We start from the raw sequence: 20,379 nt of genomic DNA, 5'->3' as shown, positions 1-20,379 counted from the left end.
CAGATAAAATCTATTAAATCATTGTGATGAAACATCCCACAGTGTTTTATGTTAGTTGTTTGATTTTTATATGAAAACCAATTCCTTTCTTCGTGACATACCCTTTCTGAATATATCAGCAAAAAAACGCTATCTTAAGGTTTATTTAAGGTTAATGGACTAGAGTTGACCCTAGCAGACCACCGGTTTATCTGATGGGCGTTTAGTTTTCGTTAACTTAAGTGAGCATATAGTTGCCGACAGCTCTGGTGTCCTAAGGGATTATTCAATGCAGAATTTTTTGCCATTTTCACGTCCGTCAATCGGTACGGACGAAATTAATGCGGTCATAAATGTATTAGGCTCAGGTTGGATAACCACCGGCCCACAGAATCAACAGTTAGAAACTGATTTTTGTAAGGCATTTGGTTGCAAGCATGCTATTGCTGTCAGTTCGGCCACTGCGGGAATGCATATCACCTTGATGGCCTTGGGTATTGGCCCAGGGGATGAAGTTATTACCCCGTCTCAAACGTGGGTTTCTACTCTTAATATGATTGTGTTGCTGGGCGCTGAGCCGGTAATGATTGATGTTGATCGCGACACTTTAATGGTAAATGCTGCGGATGTTGCAGCAGCTATCACCGCAAAAACCAAAGCCATTATCCCGGTACATTATGCCGGCGCTCCCTGTGATCTTGATGCTTTGCGTTTAATTGCTCAGCATCAAGGTATCCCATTGATTGAAGATGCGGCCCATGCTGCTGGCACCCGCTATGGTAATCAATGGATTGGCGAGAAGGGCACCGCTATTTTCTCTTTCCATGCCATTAAAAACATGACTTGTGCTGAAGGCGGCTTAATTGCTACTGATGATGATGAGCTAGCCGACAAAGTACGGCAACTTAAGTTTCATGGCCTGGGTGTGGATGCCTTTGATCGACAGCGACAAGGGCGTAGCCCACAGGCCGAAGTCATAGTGCCTGGTTATAAATATAACTTATCTGATATTCACGCAGCGATTGCGGTAGTGCAACTCAGGCGTTTACCTGAAATCAATGCCCGTCGCCAAGAATTAGTTGCCCGCTACTATAAGGCATTGAACGATTCCCCCTTGCAACCCCTGGCGGTTCCCGACTATGCCCATCTCCATGCATGGCATCTGTTTATGGTGCGTGTTGATGAAGGTCGCTGCGCAATGAGTCGCGACTCACTGATGGAGCGGTTGAAAGAGTCAGGAATTGGTACTGGTCTGCATTTTCGTGCCGCCCATACTCAAAAGTATTATCGCGAACGCTATCCACAGTTGCACTTACCCAATACCGAGTGGAATTCCGCCAGATTATGCACATTGCCCCTTTTCCCCGACATGCTAGACAGTGATGTTGACCGGGTAGTTGATGCATTGGCAACTATTATAGGGCCGCACCGTGTTACAAAATGAGCAAATCAAAAAAGTATCAATAGTTATCCCTGTTTATAACGAGCAAGAGAGCTTGCCGGCATTAATAGAGAGGACGTCGGCTGCCTGTAAGTTACTCACCCAACCTTATGAAATTATTCTGGTTGATGACGGGAGTAGTGATAGTTCTGCTGAAATTTTGACAACAGCGGCGAACGTACCTGAAAACCACATAATCGCAGTTTTGCTAAATCGTAATTATGGCCAACATTCAGCCATTATGGCTGGATTCAATCAGGTTAGTGGTGATTTGGTCATTACACTTGATGCTGATCTGCAAAACCCGCCGGAGGAAATCCCACGGCTGGTCAGTGTGGCAGAAGAGGGCTACGACGTCGTCGGGACTGTGCGCGCTAATCGGCAAGATTCGCTGTTTCGTAAAACAGCCTCCCGTTTGATTAATCTGATGATTCAACGTGCTACAGGTAAATCTATGGGTGACTATGGCTGCATGTTACGAGCCTACCGCCGTCATATCGTAGAAGCAATGTTACACTGTCACGAACGCAGTACCTTTATTCCCATTCTGGCAAACACCTTTGCCCGCCGTACCACTGAAATTACAGTTCATCATGCTGAGCGCGAATTCGGTGACTCAAAATACAGCCTGATGAAGCTCATTAATCTCATGTATGACTTGATAACTTGCCTGACAACGACCCCATTACGTCTGTTAAGCCTGGTGGGCAGTGTCATTGCACTTTCTGGTTTTACTCTTGCGGTGCTGTTAGTGGTTTTGCGTTTGGTATTTGGCCCGGAATGGGCAGGCGGCGGTGTCTTTACGCTCTTTGCCGTGTTGTTCATGTTCATCGGTGCCCAATTCGTTGGTATGGGGCTACTCGGTGAATACATCGGTCGAATTTATAACGATGTGCGCGCGCGCCCACGTTATTTCATACAGAAAGTGGTCGGGACAGAGCATACCGACAATAATCAGGAAGTAGAAAAATGAAAGCGATTGTATTTGCCTATCATGATATTGGCTGTGTAGGTCTAAAAGCACTAGTAGCAGCAGGTTACGATATTCAGGCAGTATTTACCCATACTGACGATCCTAATGAGAATCGTTTTTTCTCTTCAGTGGCCCGGGTTGCTGCTGATTTAGAACTTCCTGTATTTGCACCGGATGATGCCAATCATCCGTTATGGGTTGAGCGTATTAAGCAATTACAGCCGGATATTATTTTCTCTTTCTATTATCGCAATATGCTGTGTGATGAAATTTTGTCGTTAGCACCGCAAGGAGGGTTCAATTTACACGGCTCCTTGTTGCCGAAATACCGTGGGCGTGCTCCGATTAACTGGGCGCTGGTTAATGGGGAGACCGAAACAGGTGTAACCTTGCACCAAATGGTAAAAAAAGCTGATGCAGGCCCAATTGTGGGCCAACACAAAGTTACCATCAGCGATACAGATACTGCATTGACATTACATGCAAAAATGCGTGAAGCGTCGCAAGAGTTGTTACGTGATTTATTGCCAAAAATGAAGTGTTCTTCACTGCATCTGACACCACAAAAAGAAGCCGATGCCAGCTATTTTGGCCGACGAACTGCTGCTGATGGAGAGGTCAATTGGCAAAAGTCAGCATCAGATATCAATAATTTAGTTCGTGCCGTGACGGAGCCTTATCCCGGTGCATTCAGCTATCTTGGGCAGCGTAAACTCATCATCTGGCGTGCGCGACCGCTGAAGATGGCACACGGAAAGTTACCCGGCACCATACTCTCAATTTCACCTTTAGTTGTCGCCTGCGGTGAAGGTGCGCTGGAGATTGTTACTGGTCAGGGAGACGCGGGTTTGTATGTTCAGGGTAGTCGATTAGCCCAAGAAATGGGCATTGTCACGGATGTGCGTTTAGCTAACAGACCAAGCAATGCTTTGAAAAGACGTACCCGTGTACTGATCCTTGGTGTGAACGGCTTCATTGGTAATCACTTAACCGAACGCTTGTTGCGTGATGACCGTTACGAAGTCTATGGTCTGGATATTGGTTCTGATGCTATTAGTCGTTTCTTGGATAACCCTTTCTTCCATTTCGTGGAAGGCGACATCAGTATTCATTCCGAATGGATCGAATATCATATTAAAAAATGTGATGTCATTTTGCCGCTGGTGGCTATTGCGACGCCAATTGAATATACCCGCAATCCACTGCGTGTTTTCGAATTAGATTTTGAAGAAAATTTAAAGATTGTTCGCGATTGCGTTAAATACAATAAACGTATTGTCTTCCCATCCACTTCTGAAGTTTATGGTATGTGTGATGACAAAGAGTTTGACGAGGACAGTTCGCGACTGATTGTTGGGCCAATTAACAAACAACGCTGGATATATTCGGTATCCAAACAATTATTGGATCGTGTTATCTGGGCTTATGGTGCGAAAGAAAACCTCAGATTCACATTGTTCCGCCCATTTAACTGGATGGGGCCACGTTTGGATAACCTTGACGCTGCTCGTATTGGTAGTTCCCGCGCCATTACACAATTGATATTAAATCTGGTTGAAGGCTCTCCTATTCAACTGGTTGATGGTGGCGCGCAAAAACGCTGTTTTACTGATATTCATGATGGCATTGAAGCGCTATTTCGCATTATTGAGAACAATGATGGCTGCTGTGATGGTCAGATAATCAATATTGGTAACCCGACGAATGAGGCCAGTATTCGCGAATTAGCGCAAATGCTGCTGAGTAGTTTTGAAAAACATCAATTACGTGGTCACTTCCCACCATTTGCTGGCTTTAAAGATATCGAAAGCAGTGCCTATTATGGTAAAGGCTATCAGGATGTCGAATATCGCACCCCCAGCATCACGAATGCGCGACGTATTTTACATTGGCAGCCAGAAATCGCTTTGCAGCAAACTGTCAGCGAAACCTTGGATTTCTTCCTTCGTGGTGCTGTACTGGAACTGGGTGAAACCCAAAAGGATGAGCATTATCTATGAAGCAAGTTGGACTAAGAATTGATGTGGATACCTACCGTGGAACAAAAGAAGGTGTGCCATCATTACTTGCTGTATTGGAACAGTATGATATCAGCGCCAGCTTTTTCTTCAGTGTTGGCCCAGATAATATGGGGCGTCACTTGTGGCGTCTTTTCCGACCTCGTTTCTTGTGGAAGATGTTGCGTTCTAATGCCGCTTCGCTTTATGGCTGGGATATCTTACTGGCCGGAACCGCCTGGCCGGGTAAAAAAATCGGTAAAGACCTTGGCTCATTAATGAAAGCCACGTTACAAGCAGGGCATGAGGTTGGTTTGCATGCATGGGATCATCAAGGCTGGCAAGCTAAGGTTGCATCGTGGTCAACACAACAGCTAACTGAGCAGGTTCAATGGGGTGTGGATGCATTACAGAACAGCATTGGGCAGCCGGTAACTTGTTCCGCGGCTGCCGGCTGGCGTGCAGACTCGCGGGTGTTAGCCATCAAGCAACCGTTCGCTTTTCGTTATAACAGTGATTGTCGTGGTACTCATCCTTTCCGCCCCCTATTACCTGATGGCAGTCTTGGCAGTGTACAAATTCCTGTTACGTTGCCAACGTACGATGAAGTCGTAGGGAGTGAAGTGCGGGCTGAGGATTTTAATAATTTCATCATTGAAGCTATTTTGCGTGATAGAGGTGTCTCGGTTTATACCATTCATGCTGAAGTTGAAGGGATGTCTCAGGCAGTAATGTTTGAGCAATTATTAGTCCAGGCCAAAAAACAAGGTATCCAGTTTTGCCCGCTTCGAGAGTTATTACCCGATGATTTAGATTTATTGCCGATAGGGACCGTCGAGCGTACCACCTTTCCTGGCCGAGAGGGTTGGTTAGGGTGTCAGACAAAAATTAAGGATGTCGGATGAAACTGTTAAAAGGAGGCGGGGCAGCACTGTTGGCGTTGTTTTTTGCTTTGCTATACCTATTGCCAATCAATAGTCGTTTACTGTGGCAACCTGACGAAACTCGCTACGCTGAGATTAGCCGGGAAATGTTGCAACGTGGTGATTGGGTTGTGCCGCATTTTCTGGGGATCCGCTATTTCGAAAAGCCTATCGCTGGATATTGGTTTAATAATATTAGCCAGTGGATATTTGGCGACACTAATTTTGCCGTCCGATTTGGTTCCATTTTTAGTACCGCGCTAAGTGCAATATTAGTCTATTGGTTAGCGACTTTATTGTGGCGTAATCGCTCCACATCGGTACTGGCGACATTAATTTATCTCTCCATGTTGTTGGTATTTAGTATCGGCTCCTATGCGGTATTGGACCCGATGATTTCATTATGGCTGACCGCTTCAATGGTCTGTTTTTATCTCACATTGCAGGCCGAAACCTTGGCGCAGAAGGTGGGGGCTTACCTTTTGCTCGGCCTTGCTTGTGGCATGGGCTTTATGACCAAAGGTTTTCTGGCGTTGGCCGTGCCGGTTATTTCGGTATTGCCTATTGTCATACAGCAAAAGCGAATAAAAGAACTCATCATTTTTGGCCCGATAGCGATATTGGGTGCGGTAATCTTGAGCTTGCCGTGGGCATTGGCCATCGCGCAACGTGAACCCGATTTCTGGCATTACTTCTTTTGGGTTGAACATATTCAGAGATTCGCTGAAAAAGATGCTCAACATAAAGCCCCCATTTGGTATTACCTGCCTATTCTTTGCATCGGTGTATTGCCGTGGTTGGGGTTATTACCGGGAGCGTTACTTAAAGGGTGGCGTGAACGGGTGGCAAAACCAGAGCTGTTCTTTTTGCTCAGTTGGGTCGTCATGCCGTTGTTATTCTTCAGTGTGGCTAAAGGAAAACTCCCAACGTATATCTTGCCATGTATGGCTCCACTATCTTTACTGATGGCGGCATATGCAACAGATTGCGCCAGTAACATGCGTATGCGCGCGCTGAAAATAAATGGTGCAATAAATCTTATTTTTGGATTAGTTTGCGCGCTGGCGGTGTTAGTTATTGGTTTGAATTTGGTAGGGCACTTGGTCGCCTATGGGCCACACGAGCAGCAGAAAGTAGTGTTGGGGATAGTCGCCTTTACTGGATGGGGGTTGGTGGGGCTGATTACATTGTATAATAACGCCCGTTATTGGCGTTGGGCTGCCGCCTGTCCATTATTGTTGGTTTTGCTGGTGGGTTACCTGATTCCTCAACAGGTTATTGATTCCAAACAGCCGCAAAATTTTATTCAGAATAATTTTGATGCGTTGAGCAGCAGTCGCTATGTGCTTACCGACAGTGCGGGGGTAGCGGCAGGGTTAGCGTGGCAACTGAAACGTAGCGATATACTGATGTTCAGCGAAAAGGGCGAGCTGTCTTATGGGCTGAACTATGCTGACAGCAAAGATAAATACATTAGCAATAAAGATTTTAGTGAATGGTTGGCTCATGCAAGGCAGCAAGGTGACGTGTCGTTAGTTGTGCAATTATCTCGCGGTGAGGACATCTCTGCCCATTATCCGGTAGCCGACAAGGTTAATTTAATGAATCGTTTGGCACTTTTGTGGTACCAAAAGACACCATGACAAATTATTTGCTATTGATAGTTGTCAGTTTATTGACCTGTGCGGGGCAACTGTGTCAGAAGCAAGCTGCACAATGTTGGGGGCAATCTGGTGAAAAACGGCTTGCGCCAACACTGCGTTGGCTTGCTATCGCAGTGATATTGCTGGGCTTAGGAATGGTGCTGTGGTTACGTTTATTGCAACATCTGCCTTTGAGTGTGGCTTACCCGCTATTAAGCTTTAACTTTGTGTTGGTGACCTTGGCCGCGCAGTTGTTTTATGGAGAAAAGACAACTTCTCGCCATTGGTTGGGTGTTGCCGCCATTATGTTTGGCATCCTTTTGATTAGTTGGCATTTATGAAAGGTTACCTGTGGGGAATAGGCAGTGTGGTGTTGGTGACCATGGCCCAACTCATGTTGAAGTGGGGGATGATGCATACCCCATTAATATCGTTGGCAGATATTAATGGTCAGTTTTTAGCACATCATCTGACACAATTAATGGCGGTAACTTTCGGGCTAGCCGGCTATGCAGTATCTATGTTGTGCTGGTTTTTTGCCTTAAGGTATTTGCCACTCAATCGAGCCTATCCATTACTGAGTCTTAGTTATGCGCTCGTCTATTTAGCCGCTGTATTGTTACCCTGGTTCAATGAGTCGGCGACGTTATTAAAAACGTTAGGGGCGGGGTTTATCCTACTGGGGATATGGCTGATTCACACCAAACCCATAAAAAGTGATTAAATCTATTATCTCATTCATATAACTTGTTTTTTCCAGACTCGATAGCTAAATTAGCTCTACTGGTACCTCTTGCTGGCCAGATATAGCGCCGAATAGCTTGCTGTGCGGTGGATTGGCTAAGCCTTACCCTGGTGATATCTCGATGCGGATGCGTTTCTGGATCTTTTTGGTCAGTATGATTCTTGCTGGTTGTAGCAGCCATGCTCCAACACCGAGTGGTCACTTATCAGATTCTATTGTGGTAGTTGCTAAACTGAATGAACAACTGCGTCAATGGGAAGGAACGCCATACCGTAATGGTGGGCTGGATCAAAGTGGGGTTGATTGTTCAGGGTTTGTTTACCGCACATTCCGTGATCGTTTTGATATGCAATTACCCCGAACAACAGCAGCGCAGACCACCTTAGGCACTAAAGTCTCTCGTGATGAACTCATGCCTGGCGACTTGGTGTTTTTCAAAACTGGCAGTGGACAAAATGGGCTGCATGTCGGTATTTACGATACTAATGATGAATTTATTCATGCCTCAACGAGTAAAGGTGTGATCCGTTCATCGCTAGAAAATGTTTATTGGAAACGTGTGTACTGGCAAGCGCGTCGCATTTGATGCATTTTCGATATAGTTCTTAATCAATACAGAATGAATCCTCGAACCTAAAGATATCGGCGTTGGTTATGTTATCTTAATAGCTGCTTATTTTGGTTCGGAGCCGCGTTTATGTCATCCCTTCGCTTACTCATTTCTGATTCTTATGACCCCTGGTTTAATCTGGCGGTAGAAGAGTGCATTTTCCGTCAGATGTCCCCGGATCAGCGAGTGTTATTTTTGTGGCGTAATGCTGACACCGTGGTGATAGGCCGTGCTCAGAATCCATGGAAAGAGTGTAATACGCGCCAAATGGAGCAAGATGGCGTGAAGCTGGCTCGGCGCAGCAGCGGCGGCGGGGCGGTATTTCATGATTTGGGCAATACCTGTTTCACCTTTATGGCGGGTAAACCTGAATATGATAAAACGGTCTCCACTCAAATTATTCTTACTGCGTTAGCCTCGCTCGGAATTCAGGCCACCGCTTCAGGTCGTAATGATTTGGTGGTTAAGAACGGTGATGATGAGCGCAAAGTTTCGGGCTCGGCGTATAAAGAGACCAAAGATCGTGGTTTTCATCATGGCACATTGTTATTGAGTGCGGATCTGAGTCGTTTGGCCGATTACCTTAATCCTGATCCGAAAAAATTGCAGGCCAAAGGGATTACATCAGTGCGCTCCCGAGTCACCAATCTGGTGGAGCTATTACCGGGAATTGAGCATCAACAGATTTGTGTCGCCATTGAGCAGGCTTTTTTCGATTATTATAATGAAAAGGTGCTGGCGGAAAGAATCTCCCCACAAGTATTGCCCGACCTACCTGGTTTTACCGAACAATTTGCTAAACAGAGTAGCTGGGAATGGAATTTCGGTCAGGCCCCCGCCTTTAGCCACTTAGTCGATACCCGTTTTATTTGGGGCGGAATTGAACTGCATTTTGATGTATTACAGGGTGCCATCGCTCGCTGCCAAATCTTTACGGATAGTTTGAATCCGGCTCCGCTGGAAGCTTTGGCTGCGCGGCTACAAGGGACGGTGTATCGTCCCGAGGCTATTAACGTTGTTTGTCAGCAATTAAGCGATGATTTTCCTGAGTCACACGCTGAGCTGTTGCAAGTTAGTCACTGGCTGGCTGAGGTATTACGCTGATGACCCCTTTTAACTTTATTCCATCAGATAGCGCTTCAGAATCTGAGAATACGCCTCAATTTAATAATAGCTACGGGCAGCAATTGAGCGGTTTTTATACTCACTTGCAACCAACGCCGTTAAAGGGGGCACGCTTGCTGTACCACAGTTCCCCTTTAGCGCAGGAGCTTGGGCTGGATGAGAGTTGGTTTAGTTTGCCGAAAGCCAGCGTATGGGCAGGAGAGGCTTTGCTACCAGGTATGGAGCCGCTGGCACAAGTATATAGTGGCCACCAGTTCGGCGTATGGGCAGGGCAGCTCGGGGATGGCCGTGGGATTTTGCTCGGGGAACAACAACTCAGTGACGGCCGCAGTATGGATTGGCATTTGAAAGGCGCAGGGTTAACCCCTTATTCCCGCATGGGGGATGGGCGGGCCGTTTTGCGCTCAGTCGTCCGGGAGTTTTTAGCCTCCGAAGCATTGCACCATCTAGGAATACCTACCAGCCGTGCACTGACCATTGTTACCAGCGAACATCCTGTTTATCGTGAGCAACCAGAACGTGGGGCGATGCTATTACGCGTGGCTGAAAGTCATGTTCGTTTTGGCCATTTCGAACACTTCTATTATCGACAGCAGCCTGCACAGGTCAGACAGTTGGCTGATTATGTTATTGCTCGTCACTGGCCGCAATGGGCCGGTCAACCGGAAAGTTACCTGTTGTGGTTTACTGATGTGGTAAAACGCACGGCACGTTTAATCGCTCATTGGCAAACGGTCGGTTTTGCTCATGGTGTGATGAATACCGATAATATGTCGATTCTTGGTATTACCATAGACTATGGTCCATTTGGTTTTCTTGATGACTATGTACCGGGATATATTTGCAATCACTCTGATGGTCAGGGGCGTTATGCTTTCGATAATCAGCCCGCGGTCGCATTATGGAATCTGCATCGGTTGGGGCAGGCGTTGTCCGGCTTAATGTCGGTGGAGCAGCTACAGTTGGCACTAGGGGCTTATGAGCCAGAGTTAATGGCAGCTTATGGCCAACAGATGCGCGCTAAACTAGGTTTTGTCGAAAACAGCAGCCAGGATAACGAGTTACTGACAGGATTATTGAGTTTGATGATTCAAGAGGGGCGAGATTATACCCGCACATTCCGCTTGTTGAGCCAGGTTGAAATGCATTCGGCGCAATCGCCACTACGTGATGATTTTATCGATAGAGCCGGTTTTGACAGTTGGTACCACCGTTATCGTACACGTCTGCAACAAGAGCCGATTGACGATGTTCAGCGTCAGCAATTGATGAAAGCGGTTAACCCGAAATATATATTGCGTAACTACCTGGCACAGCAAGTGATTGATCACGCTGAAAAGGATGATATTCAACCGCTACAGCGATTGCATCAGGCATTACAGCATCCTTTCGCAGAGCAACCTGAATTTGATGACTTGGCGGCATTACCCCCTGACTGGGGGAAACATCTGGAAATCTCCTGTTCCAGTTAGTTGGTTGCATATCCAACGTATTCAGTGACTCGGGTGAGTAACAGCCGCTAACTTAGCTGCGGCTTCAAGGATGAAAGGTATTGCAATCACTCCTACTCGTCGCTAACAGAAGACGCTTTTACCGGCTAGACTCCCCGGCACTCCGCAACTGTTGTAGAACTTGGGGTGTTTGCAGGCCAAAACTCAGTAATGCTCTATCATCAATTACCAGTAATCGTTGCTTTTTACCCGCAGGAGTCAGAGCTATTCCCGGTAAACGCCATATATTATCAATACCACCCAGTGATTTAACGCTATATGACGTAACAATCAGCAGGTCAGGAGCACTGGCGATAATCCCTTCTTGTGATAAAGGGCGATATCCGCTGAATTTTTGCATGGTGTTGTTCAGGCCTGAAAGGCGAAATAAGCTATCCGCAGCAGTATTTTTACCCGCAGCCAGCGGCGGTAACCCCGCGTGGCTTATGATAAATAGAACCTTTACCGACAATGGTGTGGAATCTATCATTGCCAGCTGTTGCTGGTAGTGATTGATCAGTTGCCGGCCTTTCTGTTGCTGATTAACTGCGCTGGCAATCAACTGAATTTTAGTTACCACTGTTTGTGGCGAACTGTCCGCGGGAATAAGTATGACCTTTACCCCATAGTCAGTGATTTGCTTTAGCGCTCGTGACGCTGAAGCCTGTTTACGACATAACACCAACGTAGGTTGTAACGCGAGAATGCCTTCGGCATTGAGTTGTCGCAAGTAACCCACGTCGGGTAAGGTTTTCAATTCACTGGGGTGTTGGCTGGCACTATCCCTGGCCACAATGTTGGCACCTACGCCTAATGCGTAGGTGATTTCAGAGATATCACTGCCGAGTGTGATAATGCGTTGGCTGGCAATGCCACTGATTGGAATTATAATGGCAATAAATATTAGCCATTTATTCATCAGCGGAGCCTATAGCAGTCAATTCGGCCAGTTGCTGATGCCAGTGGTGCTGCTCTGGTTGGCCTTCGCTACGTTGCCCAAATAGTTGCAGAATATGGTTACCTTGAGTATCCAGCAGCTCCAGACTTGAGATGTAACCCTCGCTGGTCGGTTTGCGGGTTACCCAACTTTCTGCAATGGCATTCTCATGCAGGTGCAAAGCAAAACGGCGGTTAAGCACACTCATCCAATGAGGCGGCGGTGTTTGCTTCCCCTGGCAGGCAATGAATTGTTCTATCACGCCAGTGAAGATCTGCATACACCCGGTGTTACCGACAAAGATCATCACTTCATTCTGGCAAGCCTGTGCCGCATATAAAATTTGCCTTAATGCTTTATTATCAACCGGATAAGCCAGATCATCACCGACAGCCCGGAAGGCTTGCCGGCGGGTGATTTTATTGCGTTTGAGTAGCATAAAGAACCGATGGATATCGTTCATTTTGCGCCATTCATTATCTATCGCAGCGTTATCAATGACTGTCTCTGGAGTGAACGCTTTCTCTGTGGGGGAGAACACTAACCGCGCATTGGTTTCACAGCGATACTTTTCCACCAACTGCTGCCATGCGTTAAGGTCTGTTTCTTCGGTACAGTAGATTTGATGGATTGCCTTGCCTTGCAGATTACAGCAGTGAATACTCAATTGCTTACCCTGTGGTGTCTCCTCGCTCAGGCTAAAAATGCTGTCCCATTGACGGAAAAACAGCCTTAAATCCAGCGCGCGTGGATTAAGAACCAAACCCAGGTGACCGTGCAAGCGCAAATTCTGGTACTCACCCCAATGCTCATGTATTGCATAATCGTTACGGGTGATCGATTTAGTGACACCGACACTGGCTAACTCAGTCAGCAGTCTATCGGCACTGATATCCAGGCGTTGCGCATCCTGTCCTACCCGCGCATAAAATAGCTCGGCTTCACTGATATTCATCATACGAGCGATATCGTGTAGAGGCTTGCTGGGGTGTTGCTGCCGAGTGTTGAGATAGTGTTGGTAATGTGATATTTCCATGAGCCGCTTCCTTGTGATTACCACTGATAGCTGATTAATAGTTTGGCATTACGACCATCCTGCGGGATTGCTTGTGGTGAGTAGTGCACCTTATTGAATGCATTACCCAATACTGCGGTGGTGGTGAGGCCATTCAAGCTGCCAGCCCCATGGTAGCTTAGGTAAAAGTCATGGACCGCATAACCAGCTTGCGGCGCATAGGGACGGCGTGACGACGTTTTGGCATCGTTATTTTTCATAAACTTGGTATTTTCTGCCATTGTCAGGATCCAGCCAGTGCTAAAACCACTGTTGGCAATAGGGATATTAAGCCTGCTGGTGACGGTATCTGGATTGATACTGTTAATAAATTGGCGGGTGTCGAGATTAATAGCACGAGTGCGGTTATAGGCCAGCGTCCAGTCAATCCATTGATTCTGGTAATCCAATGACACATCCCAACCCCAGCTTTTACTGCGCGGGATATTGATGTAGCCGGAGCTCATCATATTGACATGACTGGTAATGCGGTCTTTAGCGTGGATATCAAAATAGCTGGCTTTAAATTTAACTGAATCGTTATCGGCAAATAGATTATCAAAATACACTCCGAACCCCGTTTCGCGGGTGATGTTGCTTTCTGGTCTTAAGTTTGGATTAGGGGACCAGTAATTAGAGAACCATCCGGCAGAGAAGTGTAGCGAGTTGTTATAAAGCTCAGCTAGCGTTGGGGTACGAAATGCCTGACTGTAAGCACCAAACAGCATCAACCAATCGGTTGGATCAATCGTAATTGCCCCCCGTGTTGACCAGTTTTTTGCCTCCTTATCAGCAAATCCTATGCGGCTGTTTTTATAACTGTCGAAGCGGCTGCCTACCAGCAAGGTAACGGGTAAATCACGCAGTGTAACTTCGTCTTGCAACCAACCGGAGGAGAATTTGATTTCAGCAGGGGGAAAATTACGAATAACGCCGGTTGGCACTTGCTCTTGATGGTAGGCTTCCACACCATAAGTGAACAAATGTGCGACTGGGCTGTAGGCAAATAGCTTACTGTTATTTTCCAGCTTTATGCCGTGGGTGATCTGTTTACGGCGGCCTGAACCTTCGCGATTGACGTCATCACTAATATTGATCTCGGAATAGTAGAGTTGGCTGGTGGCATCCAACCAATCAAGGTGTTGTGGTTGCAGGCGGTAGGTTAACTCGGCATCACGTTGCAGGGTGGAACGATTCATCATTGGACTTTTATTAAATTTTAAGTCAGGTGTACTAAGGTTAGCCATGCGCGGTTCTAGTGCCTGGTTATTGTAATAACGCAAGGCGGTGGTTAACGATTGGCTGTCAGAAAGATAGGCGGTGCCCTTAAACATCAAGCTGTTAATCGTTTCATCATTCGGCGCTTCATTACCGTTACCGTGGTAAATATTGCCGACCTTACGTTTACTTAGCGCGACAATGCCATCAAGACTCTCTGTACGGCCAAAAATGGACATCCCAGAGCCGATACTGTGATAACCCGTGGCACCATAACCGCTGACGCGGAAACCAAGATTTTGGCCCTCTGCCAGCAAATCGGCCGCATCAATGGTCTGGTAAGCAATCACCCCGCCCATGGCGCCACTGCCAAACCTTGATGTTGATGGGCTACGAATGACGCTGACCCGCTTTATCAGCGCCGGATCAAGGAAAGTACCACTGATATTGGCCCCCGTGATGCCCTGACGAATACCATCAATGAGCACCAGCACACCATACTGATCATAGCCTCTGATATTAACGTTCTGTCCATTGGTGCGCCCAACACCGCTAACACTCACACCGGGTACGTTTTGCAGCATTTCTGCGGCGGTGGTGGCAGTTTGTTTGTCTGGTAATGCAGCATCAATGACGGTGACTGTGCCGGGGGGGGTGAAACTGTCAGTCGTCGGTTGATTTCCGGTAACAATAAGGGTGTGATTCTTACTGGCGGGTGCTGAATGGGCTGTCGCCAGTGGAGATAACGCCACTGTTATTGCCAGACTGCATAAAGATAAACGAAAGAAACGAAGCATGAGCAACTCTCCCTATGTTATTAAACATAATCAATAAGTTGCTGGCTGCCTTAGTGTTCAGTATGAGGTGGCTGGCGTAGTGGATTTTTTTTGCAAATAGCATTGAGTGACTAAAAATTATTTAGTCAGTATCAGTTTTCCTGCTTTGGTTTGGCGCAAATAATAGAGCTGCCCTTGGTGATTGATCACCACGACATCATGTTGACCAAGCAGTTGTCCGCTGTTGATACAGGATAATTGCAACACCGCAGGAAATGGGTCTGGTGTGCAATTTACGGCTTGAGTAGGATAGGTGCCCTTACGCATAAGAAGTATTCTTTAGAGTATCCAGTTAAGTGATAATTATTATCATCTTCATGTGTGGATAGTTTCAATAACAATCTCTATTACTTTTTATGTTAATTACTTTATTTTGCTTAGTAATTAATATGTTGGATAGATAGTTTAGAATTGATTGGTAGAAAAAGGGTTTGAGCGGTATGAGAGGGCGTAGAACATTTAATTCAGTGATAGAACAGAACCGCTATAGCGGTTAAACCATTCTATCACTGTGTGTTAATCAAAACCGACTGCTGACCGCATCCGCTAACAAGCCCAATAATTGCTCAGTATCCGCCCAGTTTAGGCACGGGTCGGTGATGGACTGCCCGTAGGTCAAGGCTTGACCCGCAACAATTTTCTGCGAGCCCTCAATCAGGAAGCTTTCAGCCATCACACCGACAATAGCGCTAGAACCGTTACGGATTTGCTGCCCGATATCAGCGGCAACTTCCAACTGGCGGCGGTGCATTTTCTGACAATTACCATGGCTAAAATCGACCACCAGATGTTCCGGTAAATCGAATTCACGCAGGCTGTCACAGGCTGTGGCAATATCAGATGCACCATAATTAGGCTGCCGACCGCCACGCATAATAATGTGCCCATGCGGGTTGCCGCTGGTTTGGTAAATCGTCATCTGGCCGTTTTTATCCGGAGATAAAAACATATGGCTGGCTTGCGCGGCACGGATGGCATCAATTGCAATGCGAGTATTGCCGTCAGTGCCATTTTTGAAACCCACCGGGCAGGAGAGGGCCGATGCCATTTCTCGATGAATCTGGCTTTCCGTGGTACGTGCGCCAATGGCCCCCCAACTGATCAGGTCGGCAATGTACTGACCTGTCACCATATCAAGGAATTCGGTGGCAGTAGGTAGACCTAACTCATTAACTGCCAATAGCAGTTTGCGCGCCATCTCAATCCCACGATTGACCTGACATGAGCCATCCAACGCCGGGTCAGAAATCAACCCCTTCCAACCCACGACGGTGCGCGGTTTCTCGAAATAGGTGCGCATGACGACTTCCAGGCGATCCTGATAGCGCTCGCGTAATACATTCAGTCGGGTGGCGTAATCAATGGCGGCATCAAGGTCGTGAATCGAGCAGGGACCGACAACCACCAGCAAGCGGGAGTCTTCGCCGGTGAGGATCCTTTCAATTCGTTTACGTGACGCTGTCACGTTATCGGCAATGCTGGCGGAAATCGGTAATTTTTCCGCCAGTTGTTGTGGCGTGATTAAGCTATCGATGCGCGCAGTCCGCAGTTCATCTGTTTTATGCATGGAAATTCTCTAAATCTGTTCTTCTCTGCGGCAGGAATACCGGGAAGTGATGGCGATCACAATAAACCAAAACTAAATGAATTCAACCGCCACGGCCTTGATTCATACAATTTGTGATGAAATAAACTGTAAATAATATCCCAGGCAAATATTCCATTAGAACATGCGGCGACTCATGCCTAAAATATCCAGGATTTTGGTGGAGATTTCCTCAACGGAGTAGTTAGTGGAGTTCAGATAGCGAATCTGATTCTTGCGAAATAGCGCTTCTACTTCACCCACCTCTATTCGGCATTGGTGCAGCGAGGCATAACGGCTATTTTCACGCCGTTCTTCACGGATTGCCGCCAGCCGTTCAGGGTTAATTGTCAAACCAAACAGTTTTTGCTGAAAAGGTTTCAGCGCGGCGGGAAGTTGCAAATTGTCCATATCATCGGCGATAAATGGGTAGTTGGCAGCACGAATCCCAAATTGCATGGCTAAATAGAGGCTGGTTGGGGTTTTACCGCAACGGGAAACCCCCAATAGAATCACCTGTGCCTGGTCCAGATTGCGCAGAGAAATACCGTCATCATGGGCCAGGGCGTAGTCGATAGCCGCAATCCGCGCATCGTATTTGCCCAAATTGCTTTCAGTAAGACCGTGGGTTCGGTTGAGCACCGGCTGGGGGGCAACCCCCAGTTCGCCCTGTAGTGGGGCAACCAGTGCTTGCACAATATCCTGACAAAATCCTTCACTGTGCTGAATGAGTTCACGCACTTCCGCGCTGATTATCGAATAAAAAACCAGCGGTCTAACGCCAGTGTCTTGATATATCTGATTAATCTTCTGGCAAACCTCTTGCGCACGCGCAGCACTTTCGACAAACGGCAGCGTAAAGGTAGTGGCTTTAACAGGGAACTGCGACAAGACAGCATGACCGAGCACTTCTGCAGTGATGGCGGTACCATCCGAAATATAAAACACACTTCTCTCCACGCTGACTCCTGAGTATTTTTCTGGTCGGATTTTCGCACTGATAAATGAGCATCTGGTGACAAGTTTAGCCTAATCAGTGTGCCTGATTCGGCCTATCGGTAAAGCGTTTGCTGTCAGAATCGCCTGAAAATAACTTTTCTTGTTGGGTTGATCGATTCACCTGTCCATGGACTATGGATCATTGTGCTAGTCTGAAACAGCTGATTCGTCAGCCGTGATACCTCCGTCTGTACCCTACTGACCGTCCATAATTAATAGACAATGTAAAAAGGATTGTTTCGATGTCCAACAATGGCCTAAATCTGTGCAATGTGCTTTGGTACAATCAGCTTGGCATGAACGATGTTGAGCGGGTAGGCGGCAAGAATGCCTCCCTGGGTGAAATGATAACCAATCTTTCAGACCTGGGTGTTTCGGTACCTAATGGTTTTGCTACCACAGCTCAAGCATTTAACGAATTTCTGGAGCAAAGCGGTGTTAACCAACGCATTTATCAATTGTTGGATCAGACCAATGTTGATGATATTGCAGCATTAGCCAAAGCGGGCGCGCAGATTCGTCAATGGGTGGTTGAGACGCCGTTCCATCCCGAGTTTGAACAGGCTATTCATGAAGCCTACCAACAATTAGCTGACGGTGAGCCAGAGGCTTCTTTTGCCGTGCGTTCATCGGCTACTGCCGAAGATATGCCAGATGCCTCCTTTGCCGGCCAGCAGGAAACCTTCTTGAATGTGCAGGGGATTGATGCGGTGATGGTTGCTATCAAGCACGTATTTGCCTCACTGTTCAATGATCGCGCTATTTCCTATCGTGTGCATCAAGGCTACGACCACCGTGGGGTGGCGCTGTCTGCTGGTGTACAACGGATGGTGCGCTCTGATCTCGCTTCGGCGGGCGTGATGTTTACTATTGATACTGAATCAGGCTTCGATCAGGTGGTTTTTATCACCGCAGCTTATGGTTTAGGCGAAATGGTGGTGCAAGGAGCGGTGAACCCGGATGAGTTTTATGTCCATAAGCCAACATTGCGTAATGGCAAACCCGCGATAGTACGCCGCACTATGGGTTCGAAAAAAATTCGCATGATCTATGCCGAAAGCCAGGAGCATGGCAAACAGGTGCAGATTGAAGATGTGCCAGAAGCACAACGCAATCGTTTCGCTCTCAGTGATGAAGAGGTGCAAGCGCTGGCGCATCAGGCACTATCAATCGAAAAGCATTATGGCCGCCCGATGGACATTGAGTGGGCCAAAGATGGTCATACCGGTAAGCTGTTTATCGTGCAAGCTCGCCCGGAAACAGTACGTTCCAACGAGCAAGTTATGGAGCGTTATCTGCTGAATGCCCAAAGTGAGGTGTTGGTGGAGGGGCGTGCCATTGGTCATCGTATTGGTGCGGGGCCGGTTAAGGTGATTAATGATATCAGCGAGATGGATCGAATTCAGGCCGGTGATGTACTGGTAACCGATATGACGGACCCTGACTGGGAACCGATCATGAAAAAAGCATCAGCGATTGTGACCAACCGTGGCGGGCGTACCTGCCATGCGGCAATCATCGCTCGTGAGCTGGGGATCCCAGCCGTTGTGGGTTGTGGTAATGCCACTGATATTTTGAGAGAAGGGCAAAAGGTTACGGTTTCCTGTGCTGAAGGGGATACGGGCTATGTTTATCAAGAGTTGCTCGATTTCTCGATTCAGAGCTCACAAGTTACTGAACTGCCTAATTTGCCGTTGAAAATAATGATGAACGTTGGCAATCCAGACCGAGCCTTCGACTTTGCCCGTCTCCCTAATGACGGCGTTGGCTTGGCGCGCCTGGAATTTATCATCAACCGCATGATTGGTGTGCATCCTAAAGCATTGCTGGAATTCGATAGCCAGGAGCCTGCAATTCAGGCGGAAATCAAAGCCTTGATGAAGGGTTATGACGATCCGGTCGAGTTTTACGTTGGTCGTTTGACCGAAGGGATCTCTACCTTGGGTGCCGCTTTCTGGCCAAAACGTGTGATTGTGCGCTTGTCGGATTTTAAATCTAACGAATACGCCAATCTGGTTGGCGGAGAAGCTTATGAGCCACATGAAGAGAATCCGATGTTAGGTTTCCGTGGGGCGGGTCGTTATGTCGCAGACAGCTTCCGTGATTGTTTCGCACTGGAGTGTGAGGCAGTTAAGCGGGTGCGAAATGTGATGGGGTTGACTAACGTCGAAGTCATGGTGCCTTTCGTACGTACAGTGGCTCAGGCAGAGGCGGTGGTGGCAGAACTGGCAAGACAAGGGCTGAAACGTGGTGAGAATGGCCTGAAGCTTATTATGATGTGCGAAATCCCGTCCAATGCATTGCTGGCGGATCAATTCCTAGAGCATTTTGATGGCTTCTCTATCGGCTCCAATGATATGACTCAGTTAACATTGGGTCTGGATCGCGACTCCGGTGTGGTTTCTGAACTGTTTGATGAGCGCAATGAAGCCGTTAAGGCGTTGCTGTCGATGGCCATTCAGGCGGCGAAACGTCAAGGCAAGTATGTGGGGATTTGTGGTCAGGGTCCGTCAGACCATGAGGATTTTGCTTTATGGCTGATGGAGCAGGGGATTGACAGCTTGTCCCTTAACCCAGACACCGTAGTACAAACGTGGGTCAGTTTGGCGCAACATACTAAGCATTGATTGGACTCGGGTTATACCGATAGAGAGACATTTAATTATCCGCAGCTTAGGTTGCGGATTTTTTGCAATAATAAGTAAAAAAAAAGCCCGTCTAAGATGACAGGCAAAGACTACACACAGCAATACGTGTATTCGATTACAGATATTTAAATAAGTCATTTGAAGATGAATTATTTAAATGCCTTGGGGAAAGCACT

The 20,379-nt window shown here is 47.2% G+C and carries 17 protein-coding genes and 1 other RNA gene; 11 read left to right on the top strand and 7 right to left on the bottom strand.

The window, feature by feature from the left end; translation table 11 throughout:
• The first annotated feature begins 268 nt into the window (after positions 1-268).
• The 10 genes from arnB (at position 269) to V2A85_RS12980 (ending at position 10,908) form a co-directional block, all read left to right on the top strand.
• On the top strand, positions 269-1,423 hold the full coding sequence (arnB, locus tag V2A85_RS13025; protein WP_372559142.1) for a UDP-4-amino-4-deoxy-L-arabinose aminotransferase: 1,155 nt from the start codon (positions 269-271) through the stop codon (positions 1,421-1,423).
• Positions 1,410-2,393 (top strand): undecaprenyl-phosphate 4-deoxy-4-formamido-L-arabinose transferase, encoded by a 984-nt coding sequence (gene arnC / locus V2A85_RS13020; protein ID WP_372559141.1) that lies wholly within the window; start codon positions 1,410-1,412, stop codon positions 2,391-2,393. Before arnB ends, arnC begins: the two co-directional genes overlap by 14 nt.
• Positions 2,390-4,393, top strand: coding sequence for a bifunctional UDP-4-amino-4-deoxy-L-arabinose formyltransferase/UDP-glucuronic acid oxidase ArnA (arnA, locus tag V2A85_RS13015; protein ID WP_372559140.1), 2,004 nt, complete (start codon positions 2,390-2,392; stop codon positions 4,391-4,393). Before arnC ends, arnA begins: the two co-directional genes overlap by 4 nt.
• A complete protein-coding gene (arnD, locus tag V2A85_RS13010) occupies positions 4,390-5,295 on the top strand; it encodes a 4-deoxy-4-formamido-L-arabinose-phosphoundecaprenol deformylase (RefSeq protein ID WP_372559139.1) in 906 nt (301 codons plus the stop codon). Before arnA ends, arnD begins: the two co-directional genes overlap by 4 nt.
• Complete coding sequence (gene arnT, locus V2A85_RS13005) at positions 5,292-6,956, top strand: lipid IV(A) 4-amino-4-deoxy-L-arabinosyltransferase (RefSeq protein ID WP_372559138.1); 1,665 nt, start codon at positions 5,292-5,294, stop codon at positions 6,954-6,956. The genes arnD and arnT overlap by 4 nt, the downstream gene beginning before the upstream one ends.
• On the top strand, positions 6,953-7,297 hold the full coding sequence (gene arnE, locus V2A85_RS13000) for a 4-amino-4-deoxy-L-arabinose-phosphoundecaprenol flippase subunit ArnE (protein WP_083158706.1): 345 nt from the start codon (positions 6,953-6,955) through the stop codon (positions 7,295-7,297). The genes arnT and arnE overlap by 4 nt, the downstream gene beginning before the upstream one ends.
• Positions 7,294-7,680: a 4-amino-4-deoxy-L-arabinose-phosphoundecaprenol flippase subunit ArnF gene (gene arnF, locus V2A85_RS12995; protein WP_372559137.1), complete on the top strand. Its 387-nt coding sequence runs from the start codon at positions 7,294-7,296 to the stop codon at positions 7,678-7,680. Before arnE ends, arnF begins: the two co-directional genes overlap by 4 nt.
• 142 nt (positions 7,681-7,822) lie before the next feature.
• Positions 7,823-8,287 (top strand): NlpC/P60 family protein, encoded by a 465-nt coding sequence (locus V2A85_RS12990; protein WP_083158708.1) that lies wholly within the window; start codon positions 7,823-7,825, stop codon positions 8,285-8,287.
• A gap of 111 nt (positions 8,288-8,398) precedes the next feature.
• Positions 8,399-9,415 (top strand): lipoate--protein ligase A, encoded by a 1,017-nt coding sequence (locus V2A85_RS12985; protein ID WP_420071610.1) that lies wholly within the window; start codon positions 8,399-8,401, stop codon positions 9,413-9,415.
• Entirely contained in the window at positions 9,415-10,908 is a 1,494-nt protein-coding gene (locus V2A85_RS12980; RefSeq protein ID WP_420071609.1) for a protein adenylyltransferase SelO, read from the top strand. The genes V2A85_RS12985 and V2A85_RS12980 overlap by 1 nt, the downstream gene beginning before the upstream one ends.
• Positions 10,909-11,026: 118 nt before the next feature.
• Here the strand turns inward: V2A85_RS12980 and V2A85_RS12975 are convergent, their stop codons facing one another.
• The 6 genes from V2A85_RS12975 to ppsR form a co-directional block, all read right to left on the bottom strand.
• Positions 11,027-11,845 (bottom strand): heme/hemin ABC transporter substrate-binding protein, encoded by an 819-nt coding sequence (locus V2A85_RS12975; RefSeq protein WP_420071608.1) that lies wholly within the window; start codon positions 11,843-11,845, stop codon positions 11,027-11,029.
• Positions 11,838-12,899 carry a hemin-degrading factor gene (locus V2A85_RS12970; protein ID WP_420071607.1) on the bottom strand — a complete coding sequence of 354 codons (1,062 nt, stop codon included), beginning with the start codon at positions 12,897-12,899 and terminating at the stop codon, positions 11,838-11,840. The genes V2A85_RS12975 and V2A85_RS12970 overlap by 8 nt, the downstream gene beginning before the upstream one ends.
• 17 nt (positions 12,900-12,916) lie before the next feature.
• Positions 12,917-14,932, bottom strand: a complete 2,016-nt coding sequence (locus V2A85_RS12965) for a TonB-dependent hemoglobin/transferrin/lactoferrin family receptor (protein WP_420071606.1) — start codon at positions 14,930-14,932, stop codon at positions 12,917-12,919.
• A 117-nt stretch (positions 14,933-15,049) separates the two neighbouring features.
• Positions 15,050-15,238 carry a hemin uptake protein HemP gene (gene hemP, locus V2A85_RS12960; RefSeq protein ID WP_372559131.1) on the bottom strand — a complete coding sequence of 63 codons (189 nt, stop codon included), beginning with the start codon at positions 15,236-15,238 and terminating at the stop codon, positions 15,050-15,052.
• Positions 15,239-15,491: 253 nt separating this feature from the next.
• Entirely contained in the window at positions 15,492-16,538 is a 1,047-nt protein-coding gene (locus V2A85_RS12955; RefSeq protein WP_420071605.1) for a 3-deoxy-7-phosphoheptulonate synthase, read from the bottom strand.
• A gap of 156 nt (positions 16,539-16,694) precedes the next feature.
• Positions 16,695-17,516, bottom strand: a complete 822-nt coding sequence (gene ppsR / locus V2A85_RS12950; protein ID WP_083158716.1) for a pyruvate, water dikinase regulatory protein — start codon at positions 17,514-17,516, stop codon at positions 16,695-16,697.
• 281 nt (positions 17,517-17,797) lie between these two features.
• Between ppsR and ppsA the strand changes: the two genes are divergently transcribed.
• Positions 17,798-20,182: a phosphoenolpyruvate synthase gene (gene ppsA / locus V2A85_RS12945; RefSeq protein WP_372559129.1), complete on the top strand. Its 2,385-nt coding sequence runs from the start codon at positions 17,798-17,800 to the stop codon at positions 20,180-20,182.
• A 75-nt stretch (positions 20,183-20,257) separates the two neighbouring features.
• Here ppsA and rprA read toward each other — a convergent pair.
• Positions 20,258-20,362, bottom strand: an RNA gene (gene rprA / locus V2A85_RS12940) — antisense sRNA RprA.
• Positions 20,363-20,379: the final 17 nt, after the last annotated feature.

This window comes from Yersinia sp. 1252 StPb PI (assembly GCF_048593885.1).
GTDB lineage: Bacteria > Pseudomonadota > Gammaproteobacteria > Enterobacterales > Enterobacteriaceae > Yersinia > Yersinia enterocolitica_E.
Note: the sequence above shows the minus strand (reverse complement) of the source record. Positions and strands in the feature narration are given on the sequence as shown.